The sequence below is a fragment of the Thermus sp. genome (assembly GCF_039793865.1).
GTDB lineage: Bacteria > Deinococcota > Deinococci > Deinococcales > Thermaceae > Thermus.
Window position 1 is genome coordinate 1 of the sequence record NZ_JBAMMI010000062.1, and the last position, 21,061, is coordinate 21,061.

Genomic DNA, 21,061 nt, shown 5'->3' on the forward strand with positions numbered 1-21,061 from the left:
GCTCATCGCCTATGGCCTTAGGGTTCTTCTCTCCCTTCTCCCGCCCCCTCCGGGGCACGAGGCGATTTACTAGGCAAGCCCAGCCGCTCAAAGGCGAGGACGAGGGAGGGCAGGTCCTCGGGGTTTGCCACGGCGAAGAAATTTTCCTCCACCTCCCAGCGGGCCGCCCACTCCCCCTCCACCCCGGCGAGGGCGAGGGGCCTCGCCTCCTCCTTGAGGAAGCGCTTGCGCCGCAGGCGAAGGTCGCCCTTTTCCGAGTAGAAGACCTGGTAGACCACCCCGCCCCGCCGCTTCTCCCCGTAGAAGCCTCCCTCTATGGGGCTCACCTCGTAGCCCAGGGCCTCAAGGCCTTCCATCCAGCAACTCCAGCTGGTCGGGCTCCTCGAGGACGATCTCGTAGTAGTCCCCGTAGAGGACGATCCTTCCCCGGGCCCGCACCCGCTTGCCCAGGTAGCTTTCCGGGAAGGGCTGGGCGAAGAGGCCGTAGCTCCTCGGGAAGACCACCAGGCGGAGGTCCTGTTCCCCGGGGCCGAACCTGAGGAAGGCCACCGTGCCCCGGTCCTCCACCCCCTGGACCACCCCCTCCACCGTGGCCACGCGGCCGAAGTACCGGGGGGCCTCCTGCCAGGGGATCACCCCCTCCACCGGGGGGAGGGCGAAGGGGTTTTCCGGGAGCGCCTTTTCCCAGTCCCCTTCCATCACGGAAAGGAGCCTCCGGAAGGCCTCGGGGGCCTCCTTTGCGGTGAAGCGCACGGCAAGCTCCCGGTTAGCGTTCAGGGAGTTCGCGCTCAGGTTCAGGCTTCCCAGGAGGGCCTCTTCGCCGTCCCGCACCAGGACCTTGGCGTGGACGTAGGGGCCCGGGAGGAAGCGCACCTCCGCCCCCGCCTCCTTCAGGTCCAGGGCGCCCTGCAGGAAGTAGGTGTCCCCGGGCTCCCTGGGGCTTCCCAAAAGGCGCACCCGCACCCCCCGCCTAAGGGCCTCCTTCAGGGCCTCCACCACCTCGGGGTCGGCCATGGCCTGGTGCTCCAGGAAAAGCTCCTTCCTGGCGCTACGGATGAGGCCGAGGAGGGCCTCGCGGGCGTTCCCCTCCTTCACCCCGCCGAGGACGCGGCTTGGGGCAAAGACGAGAAGGGCCCGGGAGAGGTCAAGCCTTTCCCCGGCCCAGTCCGCGGCGAAGACCCGGGCCACCTCCGCCACCTGCTTGGGGTCGTCCAGGATCAGGGCGTACTCGCGGTTTGCGCCGAAGGAGCTTCCCGTGAGGTTCATGGTCCCCACCCAGGCGAGCCTCCGGTCCACCACCAGGCTCTTCTCGTGGACGAAGACGAAGCGAAAGGGGGTGGTGAGCCGGACCTCCACTCCCCGCTCCTTCAGGGCCTGGAAGACCTGGAGGTCCACCCGTCCCCCCGAGGGCTCCCGCTCCAAGAGGACCCGGACCCTTACCCCCCGCTTCACCGCCTCCCCCAGGGCCTCCACCACGTCCATGCGGCTTGGGGTCCAGAGGTACATCTTCACCAGGACCTCCTCCCTTGCCGAGGCGATGAGGTCCAGGAGGGGCTTGACCCCGTCCTCGGGCTCCACCACGAGGCGGGGGGCGGCCAGGGCCAGGCCGAGAAGCCAGAGGAGAACGATAAGGCGCTTCATACCCAGCCAAAGCATACCCGGGCGTTCCCGTCCGTGAGGGCCTCCGCCTCGGCAAAGGTCAGGCCCCGCACCTCGGCGAGCTTCTCCAGGGTGTGGCGCACGTAGTGGGGAAGGTTCCGCTTTCCCCGGTGGGGCTCCGGGGGCAGGAAGGGGGTGTCGGTTTCCACCAGGAGCTTTTCCCCGGGAAGCCGGGCCGCCACCTCCCTGAGGGCGGCGTTTTTCTTGTAGGTGAGGGGCCCGGCGAAGCTGAAGTAGGCCCCCACCTTTAGGCCCGCCTCCTCCAGGGCGGGGTGGCCAAAGAAGGCGTGGAGGACCACCCTTTGGGGCCGGTGGAGGAGAAGCCAGGCCGCCAGGTCCTCCTCGGCCTTGCCGTCCTTGCTCCGCACGTGGAGGACCAGGGGAAGGCCAAGCTCTTCCGCCAGGGCCGCCTGGAAGTCCAGGGCCTTAAGCTGGGCGGGTTTGGTCTCGGGGGTCCAGTGGTAGTCCAGCCCCGTCTCCCCGATGGCCCGCACCCGCTCGCTTCGGGCGTAGTGGCGGAGGGCCTCCGCCACCTCGGGGGAGAGGAGGTGGGCGCTCGTGGGGTGGAGGCCCACCGCGGCGTAGACGTTCCCCTGGGCGAGGCTTAGGGTCTTCTCCCAGCGGCTTGGGTCTACCCCCAGGGTGAGGACGGCCTGGAGCTCTTGGAGGTGGGCCCTGGCTTCGGCGAGCTCCTCGGGCTCCAAGAAGTCCAGGTGGGCGTGGGTGTCGGTCATGGGGCCAATGTAGCGCAGGCCCTGGACTTGGGAAAGGGCCTTTCCGGGTAGCATGGAAGTATGAGGCGCCTTTTTCTCCTCGCCCTTCTCCTTTCCGCCTGCGCCCCGGCCCTTTTGGGGGTGGACCCGGCGAGGCTCCCGGACCCCGCCGACTGGGACCCCAAGCCCGCCCCCCTGGAGTGGTGGTACGCCTCGGGGTGGGCCGAGCCCTACGCCTTCCACTTCGCCTTCTTCAAGGCCTACCCGCCCCCCTCCTACCGCATCCTGGGCTTGCCGGGAAGCCTCTTCGGGCCCTTCCACGCTGCCCACCTGGCCCTCACCGACCTGCGCACGGGGGAAAGGCGCTTCCTCGAGGCCTCCGACCAGGACCTCTTCGCCCCCCGGGGGCGGGCGGAGGCCGGGCCCAGGCTTGAGCTCGCCGGGTGGCGCTTCTTCCGGGAGGGGGAGGGGTTCCGCCTCGAGGCCCCCGGGGTGGACCTCGGCTTCCTCCCCCTGAAGCCCCCCGTGGTCCACCCCCCGGGCTACTCGGGCACCGAGGCCACGGGGCGCATGTACTACCAGTCCTACACCCGGGCCAAGGCCGCCGGGCAGGTCCTGGGGGAGCGGGCCCAGGGGGAGGTTTGGCTGGACCACCAGTGGGGGGAGCAGCTTTCCGGGGTCTCGGCCACCTGGGACTGGTTCGGCCTCCACCTCTCCGACGGCTCCGAGCTCATGGCCTACCAGGTGAAGGACCGGGAGGGGAGGGTGGTCCAGGTCCTGGGAAGCCTCGTGGACCCCTTGGGGCGGGCGGAGGGCCTGGAGCTCGCCTTCCACCCCCTGGAGGCCTGGACGAGCCCCTCGGGCCGCACCTACACCCTGGCCTGGCGCCTGGAGGGCCCCGGGCTCGCCCTCTCCTTGAGGCCCCTCTTCCGGGAGGGGGAGATTTTCTCCCAAACCACCCGAGTGGCCTACTGGGAGGGGCCGGTGGCGGGAGAGGGGCTTCTCCGGGGGAGCCCCGTGCGGGCCCGGGGGATGGGGGAGTTCGTGGCCGGGGCTTTCCGGCCCTAGGGTTGCGCCTGCTATACTAAAGGCGGTTTAGCGCCTGGGTGATATTTATGGGCTTACGCGTGCTCGGCGTCAACGCATCGGCACGGACGGACGGGTTCACGGCGGAGCTTTTGGACCTGGTGCTGGAGGCGGCCAGGCGCAAGGGGGCCCTCACCGAACGCCTGGACCTGGTGCGGCACCCCTTTCCCTTCTGCGCCGGAAACTACTCCCAAGACCCCGCCTCCTGCGGCCCCGAGGCCTGCGTGCAGGGGCCCTGGGACGGGTTCGGGAAGGTGGCGGAGCGGATCCTAGGGGCCGATGCCGTGGTCTTCGCCACCCCGGTCTACTGGTTCAGCGCCTCGGCCCGGATGAAGGCCCTCCTGGAGCGCATGACCTCCATGGAGAACCAGGGCCTCCTCAACCTGGGGAAGCCCATGGCCCTGCTGGCGGTGGCGGAGGAGGAGGGGGGAAGCCAGGCCCTCGCCCAGATGCTCCTGCCCCTATCCTACATGGGCTTCGTCCTCGCCCCCCTGGGCCTGGTCTACGCCCACCGCAAGGGGATGCGAAGCCTTAAGGAGAACCCCGAGCTCCTGGAGGACGCCCGCATCGCCGGGGAGAACCTGGTGCTCATGGCGGAGAGGCTTCGGGGGGCCTCCTTCCAGGAGCCCCTGCCGAGCTACCGCTACCTCGCCCCCCTGCCCGGGGCGGCGGCGGACTGATCCCGCCCAAGGAGGAGGCCGAGGGCGCCCGCCCGCCTCGGTTAGAGGTAGAGGGGCTCCACCCCTTCCCTGGCGTAGGGGAGGAGCTCGTAGAGGGCCCTGGGGTCCGGGGGCGGGTCCAGGAGGAGGCCTTTTGGGGGAAGCTCTTCCGCCTCGAGCTTTCCCGGAGGCCGGACCTCGAGGGGCCTCCCCCCCTCCTTGAGGTAGGTGGCCCCGTAGTAGAGGCGGTTCCGGGCGGTGAAGAGGGGGGTGAGGGGAGGCCCCCCCTCCTCCAGAAAGGGCCAGCAGGCGGCGAGGAGGGAGCTTGCCCCATAGACCCTAACCCCCAGGGCCTGGGCCAGGCCGAGCCCCGCCGCCAAGGCGATGCGGAGGCCCGTGTAGGAGCCCGGCCCCTCCCCTAAGACCACGGCGGAGATCTCCTCCCGCCTCGCCCCCACCTGGGCCAAAACCTCCTCCAGGAGGCCGAAGAGGACCTCCTCATGCCGCCTCTCCACCCGCACCACCCGGCCCAGGCCCTCCTCTCCCCGGAAGAGGCCCAGGGAGAGGTAGGGGGTGGCGGTGTCCAGGGTCAGGGTCCACACCCCTCCATCCTATATACTCCCCGTGAGGATGCGGGCGTTCCCCTACCACCTGCTCCTTTCCCTGGGGGGGCTTCTCCTCTTGGGGCTCTACGGGGAGCGCCTGGGCTTCTTCCCGGGGTGGGGGGTGGCCCTGGGCCTCGGCCTCTACGGGGCCCTCGCCCTCTACGCCCTCCGCTTCGGCCGGGCCCACGCCCTCTTTCTACTCGGGCTCCTTTCCCCCCTCTGGCCCCCCCTGGCCTTCCTCGTGCCCCTTCTCCTCGGGGCCCGCTTCGTCCGGGGCCTTTCCGAGAGGGCGCAGGGGGCCTTCTACGGCTGGGCCCTGGTCTGGCCCGCCTTGGCCCTCCTTTTGGTGTGGCACGTTTTCCCCACCCTCTACGCCTTTTACCTGAGCTTCCTGGACCGGGTGAACTTCCTGAGGCCCGCCGCCTTCGCCGGGCTCAAGAACTACCGCATCCTCCTCGAGGACCCCCTCTTCTGGCGCGCCTTGGGCAACACCTTCTGGTACGTGGTCTTCACCGTGCCCACCGGGCTTCTCCTCGCCACCTTCGTGGCCATCCTCCTCAACACCCAGGTGGCCTTCCAGGGGCTATACCGCACCCTCTTCTTCCTGCCCTACATCACGGCCCTCACCGCCGCGGCCGCCGTGTGGCGCTGGATCTACCACCCGGAGTTTGGCTTCCTCAACTGGCTCCTCCACACCCCGGGCTTGGACTGGCTCAACACCCCCACCGGGGTCTTCGCCCTCCTCCTCCGCCCTTTGGGGGTGGAGGTCCAGGGCTTCCTCGCGGGGCCCAGCCTGGCCTTCGTGGCCGTCATGGTCATGAGCGTCTGGCACTTCCTTGGCTACCAGGTGGTGATCCTTCTGGCGGGGCTTCAGGCCATCCCCAGGGAGTACTACGAGGCCGCCGAGCTGGACGGGGCGAGCTTCTTCCAGAAGCACCGCCTCATCACCTGGCCCCTCCTTTCCCCCACCACCTTCTTCCTCTTCACCCTGGGGCTCATCGGCGCCTTCCAGGTCTTCACCCAGGTCTACGTCCTCACCCCCACGGGCGGGGTGCTGCAGGACACCCTGACCCTGGCCTTCTACCTCTACAACAAGGGCTTCCGCGACTCGGACTTCTCCTACGCCAGCGCCATCGCCATGGTGACCTTCCTGGTCATCCTGGTCCTCACCCTGGTCCAGCGGCGGGTGCTGGAGAGGCGGGTGAACTATGAGATCTAGGGCGGCCCGCCTCCTCGTGCACCTCCTCCTCCTCTCGGGGGGCCTGGTCATGGCCTTCCCCTTCTACTGGATGCTGGCCACGAGCCTGAAAAGCCCCCAGGAGGCCCTCCAGGCCGAGCCCGTGTGGGTGCCGGAGCGGATGAAGCCGGGGAACTGGCTCAAGGCGGCAAGGCTCGGGGATAGCCCCCTGCTGGGCGGCCTTGGGCCCGGAAGGAGCGTGGAGCTCTTCTTCCCCGGGCCCGAGGGCCCTCCCCCAAAGGCCCTCGTGCCCCGCTCCCCCGGGGCCTTCGTTGACCCCGTGGCGGACGGGACGAGGGTGGAGGTGGTCCGGGGGGAGGGAGGGTGGCGGGTGCGCCTCACCAACGCGGGGGAGGCCCCCTTCCGCCGGGTGCCCCTGGTGGTCCTCTGGCCCAAGGGGGTGCCCCTCCAGCCCCCCTTGCCCCCGGACGCCCGCCGCTCCCAGGGGGAGTTTTGGAGGCTGGAGTGGGTGAACGCCGTGCCTGGGGCCTTGGGGTACGTGTTCCACAACTACCTCGAGGCCTGGGGCGCCGCCTCTTGGGGACGCTATTTCTTCGTGAGCTTCTTCACCGCCCTCACCCAGGTGGCGGTGGGCCTCTTCCTCGCCGCCCTCGCCGCCTTCGCCCTGGCCCGCATCCCCTTCCCGGGGAAGGAGGCGGTCTTCGTCCTCGTGCTGGCCACCATGATGGTCCCGGGGGAGGTGCTCCTCATCCCCAATTACGTCCTCCTCGCCCGGCTCGGCTGGCTGAACACCTACTACGCCCTCATCGTGCCCTGGCTCGCCTCGGTCTTCGGCATCTTCCTCCTCAGGCAGTTTTACCTCTCCCTGCCCCAGGACCTCTTTGACGCCGCCCGCATAGACGGGGCGGGGTACCTGACCCAGCTTTTCCGCATCGCTCTACCCTTAAGCGTACCGGGGCTCGTCTCCTACGGCATCTTCACCTTCCTCGGGGCCTACAACGCCCTCCTTTGGCCCCTCATCGTCACCCAAAGCCCGGAGATGCGCACGGTGCAGCTCGGGCTTCTCGCCTTCGTCTCCGAGGCGGGCTCGGACTACGGGGCCCTGATGGCCGCGAGCACCTTCGTCATCCTGCCCGTGGTCCTGGGCTACTTCGTGGCCCAGCGGCAGTTCATCCAGGGCATCGCCCGCTCGGGGCTCAAGTGAGGCCGATACCCCTTTGGCGTGAACCCTTCGTCCAAGGCCAGGCGTGGAGGCTTTGCGGGATCGTTTTTACCGGGGCCCCCATGCTGGCCCAAGCCCGCATGGGGTGGCGTGACAGGCCCTTGACCGCGGAAGGGTATACTCGGGGCGGAGGTGCATGGGCGTGAGAAAGGGTCTATTGCTGGTGGCGTTTTTGGGACTGGCCCTGGCCCAGCAGGCCAAGCCGGAGGACGTGATCAAGGAGCAGTGCGCCAAGGCCAAGGTGGTGGCCGAGCTCTGGCACGGCTTCACCGGCGGGGCTCCCAAGGCCGCCTTGGAGAACCTGGTGGTGGAGTTCAACAAGACCCAGCAGGGGCGGTGCGTGCGCCCCGTGCCCCAAGGGGGCTACCGGGACCTCTCCACCAAGATCAAGGCGGCCTTCGCCGCGGGGAAGGTCCCGGCCATGGCCCAGGCCTACGAGAACAACATCGCCCTCTACCTCGAGGCCAAGGCCCTCCTCCCCATTGAGTCCCTGGGGGTCAGGCTCCAGGGGGTGAACCTGGCCTTCCTGAACGCCGTGCGCTTCGGGGGCGTGGTCTACGGGGTGCCCTTCAACAAGAGTATCCAGGTCCTCTACTACAACAAGGACCTTCTGAAGAAGCACGGGGCCAAGGTGCCCGCCACCCTGGAGGAGTTCGTGGCCACCGCCAAGCGGCTCTCCCAGGCCGAGGGCGGCCCCGTCTACTGGTTCCAGCCCGACGCCTCCACCTTCGCCTACTTCTTCTTCAACCTGGGCGGGAGCTACCTGAAAAACGGCAAGCTCGTCCTGAACTCCAAGGAGGCGGTGGAGGCCCTCACCCTCCTGCAAAACGGGGTGAAGGAGGGGTGGGCCAAGGCCATCACCTCGGGGTACATCAACCAGAACCTGGGCTCCGGCCCCTACGCCTTCAGCGTGGACACTTCCGCCGGCTACACCTACTACCGCCAGGGGGCCAAGTTTGACCTGGGGGTGGCCCCCCTTCCCGGCCGGACCAAGGGCCAGCCGGGCTATGGCCTCGTCCAGGGGACCAACCTGGTGGTCTTCCGCCAGGCCTCCAAGGAGGAGCAGGCCGTGGCCAAGGACTTCCTGGAGTTCGTCCTCTCCCCCAGGGCCCAGGCGATCTTCGCCACCGCCACGGGGTACGTGCCCGTGACGGAGGGGGCGCTGAAGGACCCCGTCTACCAGACCTACGCCGCCGAGAACCCCGACTACGCCACCATCGTGCGCCAGAGCCGCTACGCCAAGTTTGAGCCCGCCCTGGCGGAGTGGGAGCAGATCCGCTTTGACATCCTGGGCCAGGCCATCAAGGAGGCCATCCTCAACAAGGCCGACCCCAAGGCGGCCCTGGACAAGGCCCAGAAGCTGGCGGAGGACCTGCTCTCGGGGAAGACCCGCTAAAGGCCGAAGCCTCCCCCGCCCGCCCTGGGCGGGGGTAGACTTTAGCTATGCCCAAGGGCTATCACGACCGCGTGGCCTTCGTGGACCTCTCCACGGGGCGGGTTTGGTACGAGAGCTTCGGCGAGGCCTTCTGGCGGCGCTACCTGGGGGGCCGGGCCCTCGCCACCTATCTCCTCCTCGAGCACGTGCCCAAGGGGGCGGATCCCCTGGGCCCCGAGAACGCCCTCATTTTCGCCCCCGGGGTCCTCACCGGAACTCCCATCTCCGGCTCGGGGCGGAACACCGTGGCCGCCAAGAGCCCCCTCACCGGGGGGTACGGGGACGCCGAGGGGGGCGGCTTCTTCGGGGCGGAGCTCAAGAACGCGGGTCTGGACGCCCTGGTGGTCCTGGGCCAGGCGGAAGCCCCCGTCTACCTCCACGTGGAAGGGGGGGAGGTGGCCCTCCCCCCCGCGGTCCACCTCTGGGGTAAAGACCCCCTGGAGGTGGAGGCCCTCGTCAAGGAGGCCCACGGGGCCAATACCCGCGTGGCCCAGATCGGCCTCGCCGGGGAGAACCGGGTCCTCACCGCCAACGTCATCCACGACCTGGCCCACTTCGCCGGGAGGGGGGGCTTGGGGGCGGTGATGGGGGCCAAGAGGCTCAAGGCGGTCTCCGCCCGGGCCCGCAAGGAGACCCTCCCCGCCTACCACGACCCCGGCCTCCTCAAGGAGCTCGCCCGGCGCATGGCCAAGGAGCGCATGGAAAGGGCGGCGGGCCTCGTCACCATGGGCACCGTGGGCACGGTGAAGCCCTTCAACCTCCGGGGGGTCCTGCCGAGCCACAACTTCCTGGATGGCTTTTTAGAGGGGGCCGAGGCCTTAGACGGCACCAGCCTGGACGCCCTCGGCATCCGCATCGGCCGGGACACCTGCTACGCCTGCGCCATCCGCTGCAAGCAGGTGGCGAAGATTGAGGGCACGGGCAAGTACGACGTCCGCCCCGAGTACGGGGGGCCGGAGTACGAGGGGCTTGGGGCCCTAGGCTCCACCTGCGGGGTCACCGACCCCTACGCCGTGACCAAGGCCAACACCCTCTGCAACCAGTACGGCCTGGACGTCATCGGGGTGGGGGTGACCCTCGCCTGCGCCATGGAGGCGGTGGAGAAGGGCCTTCTGGACGACGAGGGCCTGGGGCTTCGCTTCGGGAACGGGGACGCCCTCATCGCCGCCATAGAGAAGCTGGCGAGGCGGGAGGGGAGGCTTGGGGAGCTCCTTGCAAGGGGGGCGAAGCGCCTCGCCGAGGGCCTAGGCCACCCGGAGCTCGCCATGCACGTGAAGGGCCAGGAGGTGCCCATGCACGACCCCCGGTACAAGCGGGCCCTGGGGGTGGGGTACGCGGTGAGCCCCACGGGGGCGGACCACAACCACAACCTCCACGACACCGCCTTCGCCAAGGAGGGGAAGGCCTTGAAGGAGCTCCGCTTCTACGGGGAGGACTTCGGGCCCCTCCCCATAGAGGACCTCTCCGAGGCCAAGATCCGAATGCTCTGGACCAAGACCCGGGAAAGGGGCTTCGTGAATAGCCTGGTGCTCTGCGACTTCGTCCCCTGGACTCCCGAGGAGTGGCAGGAGGCCCTCTACGCCGCCACGGGCTGGCGGCTTTCCCCGGAGGAGATGCTCGCGGTGGGGGAGAGGACCCTCCAGCTCACCCGGCTTTTCAACCTGCGGGAGGGGATCCCCCCGGAGGAGGACCGGCTTCCCGAGCGCTTTTTCCAGCCCTTCCGCAAGGGAAACCCCGAGGCCCGCCTAGACCCCGAAGCCTTCCGGGAGGGGGTCAGGGCCTACCGGAGGCTTGCGGGCTGGGAGGGGGGCGTGGATCCGGGAAGGCTTAAGGCCTTGGGCCTAGAGGAGTTCCAGAACGCCCTGGCGTAGGAGGGCGGGGAGAGGGGGCTCCCCCACCCGGAGGAGGGCGTACCGCCCCCGGAGGAGGGCGAGGAGGCGGAGGGCCTCGAGGTGGAGGGCCAGGGCCTCCTTGTAGGCCTCCACCTCCTCCCGCCCCACGGGGAGGACCTCCCCGGTCTCCACGTCTTTAAGGAAGGCTTCCTCCAGGGGCGGGTCCAGCTCCAGGGGGGAGAGGACCTGCACCAGGACCACCCGCCTCGGCAGGAGCCTGGGCCAGGGAAGGGGGTCAAGGCCATCGGTGACGAGGACCAGCACCCCCCTTCCCAGAGGGAGGTCCTTGGGGCTCCCCTCCCTGAGGCGGGCCAGGGGGTCCTCCTGGCGGGCGATCCTGAGGAGGAGGGCCGCCACCTCCTGGGCGTAGGGGAGCTTCCCGTGGAGGCCCATGCTCGGGCTTTGGTCCAGGTAGACCCGGAAGCGGGCCCTTTCGGGGGCGGTCTCCAGGCGGGTGAAAAGCCTTCCCGTCTTGGCGTAGGCCCGCCAGTGGACCCGGCGCACCTCGTCCCCGGGGGCGTAGGGCCTGAGCTCGTAGAACTCCCCCCCGAGGCCCTTCCTCCGGGCCAGGCGCTCCCCGGGATAGGGGAGGTAGGGCCTGGTGGCGATGCGGTAGCGGCTCCTTCCCACCCTAAACCCGGATGGTCACCCGCGCCCCCGTCTCAAAAAGATGGATAGAGTCTATGAAGCGTACGACTTTCGTGGCGTACCCCATGACGATGGAGTGGGTCCTGGCCCCGCCCCCGAAGAAGCGCACGCCCTGGAGGATGTCCCCGTCGGTGATGCCGGTGGCGGCGAAGACGATCTCCTTCCCGGGGGCCAGGTCCTCGGTCTTGTAGACCCGGTTCTCGTCCCCGCCCATGGACTTGAGGCGCTTCCTTTCCTCCTCGTTTTGCGGCGTGAAGCGGGCCTGGATCTCCCCCCCCAGGCACTTTAGGGCGGCGGCGGCCAAAACCCCTTCCGGGGCCCCCCCGATGCCCATCACCGCGTGGACCCCCGTGCCGCGGATGGCGGCGGCCAAGGCGGCGATCACGTCCCCGTCGGAGATGAGCTTGACCCTAGCCCCCGCCTCCCGGATCTCCCGGATGAGCTTTTCGTGCCGCGGGCGGTCCAGGACCACCACCACCAGGTCCTCCACCGAGCGCTGGAGGGCGAGGGCCAGGGCCTTGAGGTTGGCGGAAACCGGCCAGGTGAGGTCCACGAGGCCCGCGGCGGGCGGGGGGACGATGAGCTTTTCCATGTACATGTCGGGGGCGTGGAAGAGCCCGCCCTTTTCGCTCAGGGCGATCACGGTCACGGCGTTGGGCAGGCCCTTGGCGGCGGTGGTGGTTCCCTCCACCGGGTCCACGGCGATGTCCACCTCGAGGCCCCCCTGGCCCAGCACCTCCCCGATGTAGAGCATGGGGGCCTCGTCCATCTCCCCCTCGCCGATGACCACGGTGCCCCTTATGGGAAGCTCGTTGAGCACCCGGCGCATGGCCTGGGTGCCCGCCTCGTCCACCGCCTCCTTGTCCCCCTTGCCCGCAAAGCGGCTCGCGGCCAGGGCGGCCTGTTCCGTTACCCGCACCACCTCGAGGACCAACCGGCGCTCCATTTCCATGGCTTCCATCATAAGGGGTCCGGGGGTAGACTTAGGGCATGGGGGGCTTCGTGGAGGACGGGCCCAGGCGCTACCGGGAGGCGGTGCGGCCCGAGGCCCAGGGAAGAAGGGGCCTCCGCGCCTGGCTCCACCGCTTCCTGGAAGAGGTGCGGCTAGGCGGGAGGCTCTGGCTCCTTCGCCGGGGCTAGGCCTTTCGGCTTGTGCCTTTCCCAGAGGGTCCTCGCCAGGTCCTCCGGGGTGAGGCCGAGCTCCGCCAGGGTGAGGAGGAGGTGGAAGAGGAGGTCCGCCGCCTCGTGGCGGAGCTCCTCGGGGCTTCCGTTCTTGGCGGCGAGGATGACCTCCCCCGCCTCCTCCCCGATCTTCTTCAGGATCCGGTCCAGGCCCGCCTGGTGCATCCGGGCCACGTAGCTCCCCTCGGGGAGGGTCCTTAGGCGCTCCAGGATGGTGGCGTAGACCTGGCCCGCCACGAAGCCCAGGTCCTTCTCCCCCTCGAGGAGCGCCCGGTGGAAGCAGGTCCTTTCCCCCGTGTGGCAGGCGGGGCCCTGGGGGAGGACCCGGTAGACCACGGCGTCGCCGTCGCAGTCCAGGAGGACCTCCACCACCTCCTGGGTGTGCCCCGAGGTCTCCCCCTTGCGCCAGAGGGCCTGGCGGCTTCGGCTATAGAAGGTGCTCCTCCTCGTCCTTAGGGTTTCCTCCAGGGCCTCCCGGTTGGCGTAGGCCAGGGTGAGCACCTCCCCGGTACGGGCGTCCTGGACCACCACGGGCACGAGGCCCTTTTCGTCAAAGCGCACCGCCGAAAGGTCCATGCCCCTAGTCTAGCCGCACGTGGACGCCCCTTTCCGAAAGGAAGCGCTTGAGGGAGGGGATGGGGATCTCCCCGAAGTGGAAGACGCTCGCCGCCAAGGCGGCCTCGGCCCCGGCTTGAAAGGCTTCCAGAAAGTGCTCCATCCGCCCGGCCCCGCCGCTGGCGATGACCGGGACCCCCACGGCCTCCGCTACCCTGCGGGTGAGCTCCAGGTCGTACCCCTCCTTGGTCCCGTCCCGGTCCATGCTGGTGAGGAGGATCTCCCCGGCCCCAAGCTCCACGCCCCTAACCGCCCACTCCACGGCGTGGAGGCCCGTGGGCACGCGCCCTCCCGCCACATAGACCTCGGGGAAGTCGCCCCGCCACCGGGCGTCTATGGCCAGGACCACCGCCTGGGCCCCGAAGTGGTCGGCAAGCTCCCGGATGAGCTCGGGGCGCCGCACCGCCGCCGAGTTCACGCTCACCTTGTCGGCCCCCGCGAGGAGGAGCTTGCGGGCGTCCTCTAAGGAGCGCACCCCCCCGCCCACGGTGAGGGGGATGAAGACCCCCTCCGCCACCCTCGCCACCACGTCCAGGAGGATGGCCCGTTCCTCGTGGGTGGCGGAGATGTCCAGAAAGACGAGCTCGTCCGCCCCCGCCTCGTCGTAGGCCCGGGCCGCCTCCACGGGGTCCCCGGCGTCCCTTAGGTTCACGAAGTTCACCCCCTTGACCACGCGGCCCGCGTGGACGTCCAGGCAGGGGACGATGCGCTTGGCGAGGCTCATAGGGGGGGCTGGAAGAGGAGCTCGGCCTCGGGCAGGAGGAGGGGGGCGATCGTTTCGCCCTGGGCCACAAGGAAGCGGCCCCCCTCGAGCTTCCGGTGGACCTCGAGGCCCTCCCGGGCGAGGAGCCAGACCTCGGGGAGGCCCGCCTGGGCGTAGAGGGGAAGCCTCTTCTCCCGCTCCCAGGCCTCGGTGGAGAGGCTCACCAAAAGAAGCCCGTCCTCCGGGCCGGGGTGGGCCTGGGTGTAGAGGTTCTCCTCCACCCGGAACCGGTGCCGCACCATGGAGGCCATTATACTTTTCCCAAAGCCCTTCCGGTGCTACCATCTAAAGGATGGAACGGGTGAACGTGGTGGGGGCGGGCCTCGCGGGAAGCGAGGCCGCCTGGACCCTCTTGCGCCTGGGCGTCCCCGTGCGCCTTTTGGAGATGCGCCCCAAGCGGATGACCCCGGCCCACGGCACGGACCGCTTCGCCGAGATCGTCTGCTCCAACTCCCTGGGCGGGGAAGGGGAGACCCAGGCCAAGGGCCTCCTCCAGGCGGAGATGCGCCTTGCCGGAAGCCTCGTCATGGAGGCGGCGGACCGGGCGAGGGTGCCCGCCGGGGGGGCCTTGGCCGTGGACCGGGAGGAGTTTAGCGGGTACATCACCGAAAGGCTTTCCCGCCACCCCCTCCTCGAGGTGGTGCGGGAGGAGGTGCGGGAGATCCCCCCTGGGATCACCGTGCTCGCCACGGGGCCTTTGACCTCCGAGGCCTTGGCCGAGGCCCTGAAGCGGCGCTTCGGGGACCACTTCCTCGCCTACTACGACGCCGCAAGCCCCATCGTCCTCTACGAGAGCATTGACCTTGCGAAGTGCTTCCGCGCGGGCCGCTACGGCCAGAGCGCCGACTACCTCAACTGCCCCCTGACCGAGGAGGAGTACCGGCGCTTCCACCAGGCCCTCCTCGAGGCCCAGCGCCACACCCCCCACGAGTGGGAGAGGCTGGGGTTCTTTGAGGCTTGCGTCCCCGTGGAGGAGCTCGCCCGGCGGGGCTACCAGACCCTGCTCTTTGGCCCCATGAAGCCCGTGGGGCTCAAAGACCCCCGCACGGGGAAGGAGCCCTTCGCCGTGGTCCAGCTCCGCCAGGAGGACAAGGCGGGAAGGATGTGGAGCCTGGTGGGGTTCCAGACGGGGCTCAAGTGGCCCGAGCAGAAGCGGCTCATCCAGATGATCCCCGGCCTGGAAAACGCCGAGATCGTCCGCTACGGGGTGATGCACCGGAACACCTACCTGAACGCCCCGAGGCTCCTTCGCGAGACCCTGGAGTTCAAGGAGGCGGAAGGGCTCTTCGCCGCCGGGGTCCTGGCGGGGGTGGAGGGGTACCTGGAGAGCGCCGTCACGGGCTTCCTCGCCGGGCTCAACGCCGCGCGGAAGGTCCTGGGACTTCCCCCCGTGGCGCCCCCGGAGGAGAGCATGCTGGGGGGGCTCGTGCGCTACCTGGCCACGGCGAACCCCGAGGGCTTCCAGCCCATGTACGCCAACTGGGGCCTGGTGCCTCCGGTGGAGGGGAAGGCGGGCAAGAAGGAGAAGCGCCAGGCCATGTACCGGAGGGGCCTACAGGCCTTCTCGGAGTGGCTTTTCTCCCTTATGCCCCTTGGGCGTGAATCCCTCGCTCAGACCGAGGCTTGAAGCCCTACAGGTCTTTTTTACCGGGGCCCCCATGCTGGCTTGGGCCAGCATGGGGTGGTGTCAGCTCTCGGGGCGAGGCTTCCGGAAAGCGTTTCCTGAGGGCGGCGAGGGCCACGGCCCTTTCGTCCCAGGGGAGGGCGAGGGTTCCCCTCTCCAGGGTGGCCTCGTGCCCCTTGCCGGCGAGGAGCACCGTGTCCCCCTCCTGGGCCTCCAGGACCGCCCGGAGGATGGCCTCCTCCCGGTCTGGGACCAGCTCAAAGACGCCCCCCTCCCTCCTCGCCGCCTCGGCGAGGGCCTCGAGGATGGCCTCTAGGGGCTCGGTGCGGTGGTCCTCCTCGGTGAAGAAGGTCTTGTCGGCAAGGCGGGCGGCCACCTTGCCGATGTCCTCCCGCCGCCCGGGGTCCCTTTCCCCCGCCGCCCCCACCACGAGGAGGAGCCTCCCCTTGGTGGTGCGCCTCAGGGTGGTGAGGGCGGCCTCGAGGCTCTTCCCGGTGTGGGCGAAGTCAATGACCACGCGGAAAGGCTCCTCCTGGACCACCTCCATCCGGCCCGGCACCCCGGGGAAGGTGGCGAGGCGGGCCAGGACCTCCTCCAGGGAAAGCCCATAGGCCAAGGCGGCGGCGCTGGCCGCCAGGGCGTTTTCCAAGTTGTAGGTTCCGAGCATGGACAAGAAGGCCTCCCCCCGGCCAAAGGGGGTGTGGAGGGCGAAGGCGAGGCCCTTTTCCGTTTCCCGCACTCCTTCCGCCCACACCTCCCCCCCGGGGCCGAAGAGGAGGTGGGGCCTCCTCCTCAGGAGGTCCAGGTGGGGGAGCCGGGTGGAGAGCACCGCGAGCTCCGAGCGCTCCACCAAGAGGGCCTTGGCCCGGAAGTAGGCCTCGGGGGTGCCGTGGAGGTCCAGGTGGTCGTCGGGGTAGAAGCTCACGAAGACCCCGATGCCGTAGGAAAGCCCCTCCACCCGCTTGAGGGCGAGGGCGTGGCTGGAGACCTCCAGCACCGCTTCCCTTAGGCCCCGGTCGGCGGCCTCCCGCAAGAAGGCGTAGACCCGGTGGGCCTCGGGGGTGGTGAAGTGGCCCAGGGGGGGCCTCCTTTCCTCCCCTAGCCACAGGCCCACGGTGGAGAGGAGGGCCGCCCGGGGGAGAAGGTGGTGGAGGAGGGCCGCCGTGGTGCTCTTCCCCTTGGAGCCCGTGACCCCGAAGAGGAATAGCCCCCGGTCGGGCTCCCCGTAGAAGCGCCGGGCGAGCTCCGCCAGGGCCTGGCGGCTGTCCGCCACCTTCAGGTAGGGCACGGGGAGGGCGAGGTCCCTTTCCCCCACCACGGCGATGGCCCCCCGCCCGAGGGCTTCGGGAATGAAGTCGTGCCCGTCTAAGGGCTTCCGGTGGGGGAGGGGCACCCCGGGGGCGGCCACGAAGACGAAGCCCGGCTCCACCTCCCTGGAGTCCAGGGTGAGGCCCCGCACGCCTAGGGGCGGGGCGGAAAGGCCGTAGGGGGCGAAGAGCTCCTGCAGGGTCATGGCCGGATGCGCAACCGTAGGGCCTCCAGAAGGGCCTCCCGGTCCTCCTCCCTCTCCACGAAGTCCACCCGGTCCGCCTCCACCACGTAGACCGGCGAGAGGTCCCAGCCCGCCACGAGCTCCTCGTAGAGCCGGTTCAGGCCCAGGAGGTAGCGGTCCGGGATCTCCCGCTCAAAGGGACGGCCCCGCTTGGCGATGCGCCTCTTTAGGGTGGGGAGGCTCGCCCGGAGGTAGAGGAGGAGGTCGGGCTTCCTCAGCGCGGGGGCAAGGCTTTGGAAGAGGTCCAGGTAGGTCCGCCAGTCCCGCTCGGAGAGGTAGCCCTCCCGGTGGAGGTGGCGGGCGAAGACAAAGGCATCCTCGTAGAGGGTGCGGTCCTGGACCACGCGGTCTTGGCCGTTCACCTCCAGGAGGTGCTGGCGCACCCTTCTCGCCAGGAAGAAGACCTGGGAGTGGAAGGCGTAAACGGCCATGTTCCGGTAGAAGTCCTCCAGGTAGGGGTTCTCGCTCACCGCCTCGTACACGGGCCTAAAGCCGAAGGCTTCGGCCAGGAGGGCGGTGAGGGTGCTCTTGCCGCTACCGATGTTGCCGGCGATGGCCACGTACATGGTCCTGGCTCCCGAAGAGGTGGGCCCGCACCAGGGCCACCACCTCCTCCCGGTGGGGGCCCGTGGGGCTGAAGTCCAGCCGGTCCGCCTCGAGGACCAAAAGGGGATGGGGGTAGCGGGCGAAGTGGCGCTCGTAGGCCTGGGAGAGGGCCTCGAGGTAGCCCGGGTCCATGCCCATCTCAAAGGGCCTTCCCCGCCTGGCGATGCGTTCCAGGAGCACGGGCACCGGGGCCCTCAGGTAGAGGGTGAGGTCGGGCGGGGGGAGCCTGGGGGAAAGCTCCCGGTAAAGCTCCAGGTAGAGGTCCCACTCCGGGCCCTCGAGGGTGAGGCTTGCGAAGATGGCGTCCTTGTCAAAGAGGTAGTCGGCCACCACCCCGCCGAAGAGGGGCCTTTCCGCCAGGCGGGAGAGCTGGCGGAAGCGGGAGAGGAGGAAGAAGACCTGGGTCTTGAAGGCGTAGCGCTTCCGATCTTGGTAGAAAAGGGGCAGAAAGGGGTTTTCCTCCACCACCTCCAAAAGGGGCTCGGCCCCCAGGGCCTCCGCAAGGAGGCGGGCCAAGGTGGTCTTGCCCACGCCGATGGGTCCCTCAATGGCCACGTACACGCCTACCTCCTGGGCCGGGCCATGAAGGTGAGGGTGGCCTCGAGCCTCCGCCCCTCCCGCCACAGGGTGAGGCGCACCCGGTCCCCGGGGCGGTAGCGGGCGATGCGGCGCACCACGTCCACCTTGTCTTTGACGGGGGTGCCGTTCACCGCCAGGATCACGTCCCCCAGGGCCACAAGCCTCCCTTGGGCGTCCCGGCTCGCTCCCCTGAGCCCCGCCCGGGCGGCGGGGCTTCCCGGCTCCACCCGGTCCACCATGGCCCCCTGGAGGGTGGTGAGACCCACGGCCCGGAGAAGCACGGGGGGTAGCTCCTCCAGGCTGATGAGGCTCGCCCCCAGCCAGCCCCGCTGGGGGATGCCGAAGCGCTCCAGGTCCTCCACGCTCTGGGCGGCGAGCTCGGCGGGGATGGCCACCCCGATCCCCCCCACCCCGCTCGGGCCCCCCACCACGTCGGCCACCACCCCGATCACCTCGCCCTGAAGGTTCAGCAGGGGGCTACCCGAGTTGCCCACGGTGAGGGGGGCGTCGGTGAAAAGGTACTCCCCCACCTCGGCCCCGATGGAGGGATCGGGGGTGGGGACCTCGAGGGGGCCTACCCCTGAGAGGATGCCGTAGGAGGCCAGGGGGCCCTGGCCGTAGGGGAAGCCCACCACCACCACCCCCATCCCCAGGGGAAGGTTGGCGGTGGAGGCCTTGCTGAAGGCCAGCACCCCCGGGGCCTGCACCCCTTTCACCGTGAGGAGGGCCAGGTCGATCCCCGGGTCCACGGCGAAGCGCTCGGCAGGGAAGGTTCGCCCGTCGTAGAGGCGCACCGTGAGGTCGGTCAGGTCCTGCACCACGTGGTAGTTGGTCACGAGGCGAAGGGGGCTCACGAAGAAGCCGGTACCCACCACGTTCCCTTCCCCGGCGCTAAGGGGGGTGCCCTGGATCCGCACCACGGCCGGAAGGGCCTTCTTGATGACCTGGCTCCGGGCCACCTCCTCGGGGGAGACCAGGCGCTGCCCCAGGGCCAGGGCGAGAAGGAGGAGGGCAAGGAGGGGAACGGGCATGGCCTTACATTACCTCGGGGGCGGGGATGCCGAGGAGGCCGAGGCCAATCCCAAGGGTTTCCTTGAGGCTTTGCACCAGCGCCAGGCGGAGCTCCCTTAGGCCAGGAGGAGCGGTGAGGACCGGGGTGGCGGGCCGGTCTCCTTCCTTGGCGTTGTAGTAGGCGTTCCAGCTTCCCGCTAGGTCCAGGAGGTACTGGGCGAGGATATGAGGGGTCTTTTCCTCCGCCGCCTCCCGCGCCGCCTCCTCAAAGTCCAGGAGGTCCAGGGCCAGGGCCCTTTCGTAGGGGGTGGCCTTTAGGAGGTCGGGAGGGCCCCACTCCCCTGCCTTGCGCAGGATGCTGCTCGCCCGGGCGTGGGCGTACTGGATGTAGGGCCCCGTGTCCCCCTCAAAGGAAAGGGCCTCCTGGTAGCGGAAGTCTATCTGCTTTTTGGGCTCGGTCTTCACCATGGCGAAGCGGATGGCCCCCAGGGCCACCATCCCTGCGGCCTCCTCCTTGTTGGGGTGGGCGGGGTTCTTCTCCTCCACGATGGCGAGGGCCCGCCTCCTGGCCTCCTCTAAGACCTCGTCCACGCTCACGGCGAGGCCCTTCCGCCCCGACATCTGCCTTCCCTCCAGGAGGACCGTTTCATAGGCCAGGTGGAAGGCGCCCTGGGCGAGCCCGGGGTGCCCCGCCAGGGCCAGGGCGGCCCGCACCAGGGCCTGGGGGTGGCTCTGGCGCACGTCTATGACGTTGATGGTCTCCTGGGCCCTCGGGGTGTAGGGCTCCCCCTCGGGGGCGCTGGTGCGGAGGCCGGGGTAGTAGGGATTCTCGTAGGGGCGGAAGCGGAGGCCTTCCAGGAGGCCCATCTTCCAGAACTGGAAGGCGATGTCCTTGGCGTAGTAGGTGGCCGCCCCGCCGGAGCGCACCAGGACGAAGTAGGGGTCTTCCAGCCCCGGGATGAAGGGGCTCGCGTCCATGACCAGGGCCCCGGCGTACTTCCCCTCCTTGGGGCGGAAGACGTGGGGGCTCTTCTGCAAGACCTCGAGGGCCTTCTCCAGAAGCCCCGCCCGGACGATGTCGGATTCCCAGACCAGGAGGTCGTAGTGGGCCCCTAGGGCGCGCATGGTGGCCATCTGGGCGAGGAGGATGCGGTTCACCTCCTCCCGTAGCTCCCCCCGTTCCAGGGCGTGGAGGACCTCCTCAATGCCCGCTTGGAGCTTCTCGTACTCGGGGTCCTGGTGGAGGCGCACGTAGGCCCTACCGGCGAAGTGGTCGTACTTCTCCTTCCCGTCCCAGGCGAGGCCGTAGTGGCGCAGGGCGAAGAGGGTCTCCGCGGCCTGGCGCCCGGTGTCGTCAATGTAGTTGAGGACCAGCACCTCCCGCCCGGCGTAGGCCAGGATGCGGGCCAGGCTGTCCCCCAGGGCGATGTTCCGCAGGTGGCCCACGTGGAGCTCCTTGTTGGGGTTCACCGAGGTGTGCTCAATGAGGACCAGGCCTTCCCTCTTTGGGAAGGGCCGCCGCTCCTTCAGGGCCTCCGCCAGCAGGGCCTCGGTGGCGAGGCGGAAGTTCAGGTACCCCCCCACGGGGATGGCCTCCTCCACGAAGGGAGGAAGCTTCAGGCGGCCCCTAAGCTCCTCGGCGATGGCCTGGGGAGGTTTTTTGAGCTCCTTGGCCAGGGCGAAGAGGGGGACCCCGTAGTCCCCGGGCTTGCCTTTAGGGGCCCTGGCCACCCGCAGGGGGAGGTCCAGGCCCATCTCCTTTAGGGCCTCGCGAACGGCTTCCTCTAAGGCGCGGCGCACCATCAAGGGGCCATCATACCCTTAAGCCGCGCTTAGGGCGCCCCGGTTAAGCTTAGGGCATGGGAAGGCGCCTTTTGGGGTTCGCTCTGGGTTTGGGCCTCGCCCTGGGCCAGGGGCTTCTTGGGGGAGGCCAGGGGCACAGCGCCGCGGTGGTGGCAGGGGCGCTTTGGGCCTTTGGTTGGGGGTACGACGGCCAGCTTGGGGACGGCACC

General features: G+C 69.4%; 21 protein-coding genes and 2 pseudogenes. 9 read left to right on the forward strand and 14 right to left on the reverse strand.

All coding sequences use genetic code 11. From position 1 onward, the window contains the following. A pseudogene (locus ABJK26_RS05960) lies at nucleotides 1-73 on the forward strand (IS5/IS1182 family transposase); the annotation flags it as partial. On the opposite strand, the pseudogene ABJK26_RS05965 reads toward ABJK26_RS05960, so the two are convergent. From ABJK26_RS05965 to ABJK26_RS05975, 3 genes and pseudogenes are all read right to left on the reverse strand, one after another. Then, nucleotides 60-356, reverse strand: a pseudogene (locus ABJK26_RS05965) (hypothetical protein); the annotation flags it as partial. The pseudogenes ABJK26_RS05960 and ABJK26_RS05965 sit on opposite strands and share 14 nt — an antisense overlap. Beyond that, complete coding sequence (locus ABJK26_RS05970) at nucleotides 343-1,656, reverse strand: phospholipase D-like domain-containing protein (RefSeq protein WP_347241364.1); 1,314 nt, start codon at nucleotides 1,654-1,656, stop codon at nucleotides 343-345. The pseudogene ABJK26_RS05965 and the gene ABJK26_RS05970, both read right to left, overlap by 14 nt. Beyond that, nucleotides 1,638-2,393 (reverse strand): TatD family hydrolase, encoded by a 756-nt coding sequence (locus tag ABJK26_RS05975; protein WP_347241393.1) that lies wholly within the window; start codon nucleotides 2,391-2,393, stop codon nucleotides 1,638-1,640. The genes ABJK26_RS05970 and ABJK26_RS05975 overlap by 19 nt, the downstream gene beginning before the upstream one ends. Nucleotides 2,394-2,453: 60 nt before the next feature. On the opposite strand from ABJK26_RS05975, the gene ABJK26_RS05980 reads away from it, so the two are divergent. Both ABJK26_RS05980 and ABJK26_RS05985 read left to right on the forward strand, forming a co-directional pair. After that, the gene (locus ABJK26_RS05980; RefSeq protein ID WP_347241365.1) at nucleotides 2,454-3,440 is read left to right on the forward strand and encodes a lipocalin family protein; all 987 of its coding nucleotides are present in this window, start codon (nucleotides 2,454-2,456) and stop codon (nucleotides 3,438-3,440) included. 47 nt (nucleotides 3,441-3,487) lie between these two features. Continuing rightward, a complete protein-coding gene (locus tag ABJK26_RS05985; RefSeq protein ID WP_347241366.1) occupies nucleotides 3,488-4,138 on the forward strand; it encodes an NAD(P)H-dependent oxidoreductase in 651 nt (216 codons plus the stop codon). A 41-nt stretch (nucleotides 4,139-4,179) separates the two neighbouring features. On the opposite strand, the gene tsaB is transcribed toward ABJK26_RS05985, so the two are convergent. Further along, nucleotides 4,180-4,719 carry a tRNA (adenosine(37)-N6)-threonylcarbamoyltransferase complex dimerization subunit type 1 TsaB gene (gene tsaB / locus ABJK26_RS05990; protein ID WP_347241367.1) on the reverse strand — a complete coding sequence of 180 codons (540 nt, stop codon included), beginning with the start codon at nucleotides 4,717-4,719 and terminating at the stop codon, nucleotides 4,180-4,182. Nucleotides 4,720-4,747: 28 nt separating this feature from the next. Between tsaB and ABJK26_RS05995 the strand changes: the two genes are divergently transcribed. The 4 genes from ABJK26_RS05995 to ABJK26_RS06010 all read left to right on the forward strand — a co-directional run bounded on the left by ABJK26_RS05995 (nucleotide 4,748) and on the right by ABJK26_RS06010 (nucleotide 10,448). Beyond that, complete coding sequence (locus ABJK26_RS05995; protein ID WP_347241368.1) at nucleotides 4,748-5,941, forward strand: sugar ABC transporter permease; 1,194 nt, start codon at nucleotides 4,748-4,750, stop codon at nucleotides 5,939-5,941. A gap of 49 nt (nucleotides 5,942-5,990) precedes the next feature. After that, entirely contained in the window at nucleotides 5,991-7,124 is a 1,134-nt protein-coding gene (locus ABJK26_RS06000; protein ID WP_347241394.1) for a carbohydrate ABC transporter permease, read from the forward strand. A 160-nt stretch (nucleotides 7,125-7,284) separates the two neighbouring features. Beyond that, entirely contained in the window at nucleotides 7,285-8,538 is a 1,254-nt protein-coding gene (locus tag ABJK26_RS06005) for an ABC transporter substrate-binding protein (RefSeq protein WP_347241395.1), read from the forward strand. Nucleotides 8,539-8,585: 47 nt separating this feature from the next. After that, nucleotides 8,586-10,448, forward strand: a complete 1,863-nt coding sequence (locus tag ABJK26_RS06010; protein WP_347241369.1) for an aldehyde ferredoxin oxidoreductase family protein — start codon at nucleotides 8,586-8,588, stop codon at nucleotides 10,446-10,448. On the opposite strand, the gene ABJK26_RS06015 is transcribed toward ABJK26_RS06010, so the two are convergent. Together ABJK26_RS06015 and glpX are read right to left on the reverse strand one after the other, a co-directional pair. Next, the gene (locus ABJK26_RS06015) at nucleotides 10,419-11,099 is read right to left on the reverse strand and encodes a DUF58 domain-containing protein (RefSeq protein WP_347241370.1); all 681 of its coding nucleotides are present in this window, start codon (nucleotides 11,097-11,099) and stop codon (nucleotides 10,419-10,421) included. The two genes, ABJK26_RS06010 and ABJK26_RS06015, sit on opposite strands and share 30 nt — an antisense overlap. A gap of 1 nt (nucleotide 11,100) precedes the next feature. Then, nucleotides 11,101-12,069, reverse strand: coding sequence for a class II fructose-bisphosphatase (gene glpX / locus ABJK26_RS06020; protein ID WP_347241371.1), 969 nt, complete (start codon nucleotides 12,067-12,069; stop codon nucleotides 11,101-11,103). A 38-nt stretch (nucleotides 12,070-12,107) separates the two neighbouring features. Between glpX and ABJK26_RS06025 the strand changes: the two genes are divergently transcribed. Beyond that, entirely contained in the window at nucleotides 12,108-12,257 is a 150-nt protein-coding gene (locus ABJK26_RS06025) for a hypothetical protein (protein ID WP_347241372.1), read from the forward strand. Here ABJK26_RS06025 and hisIE read toward each other — a convergent pair. From hisIE to ABJK26_RS06040, 3 genes are read right to left on the reverse strand one after another with little or no spacing between them, the layout of a single operon-like run. Beyond that, entirely contained in the window at nucleotides 12,222-12,875 is a 654-nt protein-coding gene (hisIE, locus tag ABJK26_RS06030; RefSeq protein WP_347241373.1) for a bifunctional phosphoribosyl-AMP cyclohydrolase/phosphoribosyl-ATP diphosphatase HisIE, read from the reverse strand. The genes ABJK26_RS06025 and hisIE overlap by 36 nt on opposite strands. Nucleotides 12,876-12,879: 4 nt before the next feature. Beyond that, nucleotides 12,880-13,638, reverse strand: coding sequence for an imidazole glycerol phosphate synthase subunit HisF (gene hisF / locus ABJK26_RS06035; protein WP_347241374.1), 759 nt, complete (start codon nucleotides 13,636-13,638; stop codon nucleotides 12,880-12,882). Beyond that, nucleotides 13,635-13,919 (reverse strand): Uma2 family endonuclease, encoded by a 285-nt coding sequence (locus ABJK26_RS06040; protein ID WP_347241375.1) that lies wholly within the window; start codon nucleotides 13,917-13,919, stop codon nucleotides 13,635-13,637. Before ABJK26_RS06040 ends, hisF begins: the two co-directional genes overlap by 4 nt. Nucleotides 13,920-13,969: 50 nt before the next feature. Between ABJK26_RS06040 and trmFO the strand changes: the two genes are divergently transcribed. Continuing rightward, complete coding sequence (gene trmFO, locus ABJK26_RS06045) at nucleotides 13,970-15,304, forward strand: methylenetetrahydrofolate--tRNA-(uracil(54)-C(5))-methyltransferase (FADH(2)-oxidizing) TrmFO (protein ID WP_347241376.1); 1,335 nt, start codon at nucleotides 13,970-13,972, stop codon at nucleotides 15,302-15,304. Between the two features lie 4 nt (nucleotides 15,305-15,308). Here the strand turns inward: trmFO and ABJK26_RS06050 are convergent, their stop codons facing one another. Genes ABJK26_RS06050 through ABJK26_RS06070 form a run of 5 tightly spaced genes read right to left on the reverse strand, consistent with a single transcriptional unit; the run spans nucleotide 15,309 to nucleotide 20,852 of the window. Continuing rightward, nucleotides 15,309-16,814, reverse strand: a complete 1,506-nt coding sequence (locus tag ABJK26_RS06050) for a UDP-N-acetylmuramoyl-L-alanyl-D-glutamate--2,6-diaminopimelate ligase (protein ID WP_347241377.1) — start codon at nucleotides 16,812-16,814, stop codon at nucleotides 15,309-15,311. Next, on the reverse strand, nucleotides 16,811-17,419 hold the full coding sequence (locus ABJK26_RS06055) for a deoxynucleoside kinase (protein WP_347241378.1): 609 nt from the start codon (nucleotides 17,417-17,419) through the stop codon (nucleotides 16,811-16,813). The genes ABJK26_RS06050 and ABJK26_RS06055 overlap by 4 nt, the downstream gene beginning before the upstream one ends. Then, complete coding sequence (locus tag ABJK26_RS06060; RefSeq protein WP_347241379.1) at nucleotides 17,388-18,020, reverse strand: deoxynucleoside kinase; 633 nt, start codon at nucleotides 18,018-18,020, stop codon at nucleotides 17,388-17,390. The genes ABJK26_RS06055 and ABJK26_RS06060 overlap by 32 nt, the downstream gene beginning before the upstream one ends. A gap of 2 nt (nucleotides 18,021-18,022) precedes the next feature. Further along, nucleotides 18,023-19,069: a S1C family serine protease gene (locus tag ABJK26_RS06065; RefSeq protein ID WP_347241380.1), complete on the reverse strand. Its 1,047-nt coding sequence runs from the start codon at nucleotides 19,067-19,069 to the stop codon at nucleotides 18,023-18,025. 4 nt (nucleotides 19,070-19,073) lie between these two features. Further along, on the reverse strand, nucleotides 19,074-20,852 hold the full coding sequence (locus ABJK26_RS06070) for an arginine--tRNA ligase (RefSeq protein WP_347241396.1): 1,779 nt from the start codon (nucleotides 20,850-20,852) through the stop codon (nucleotides 19,074-19,076). Nucleotides 20,853-21,061 lie beyond the last annotated feature (209 nt).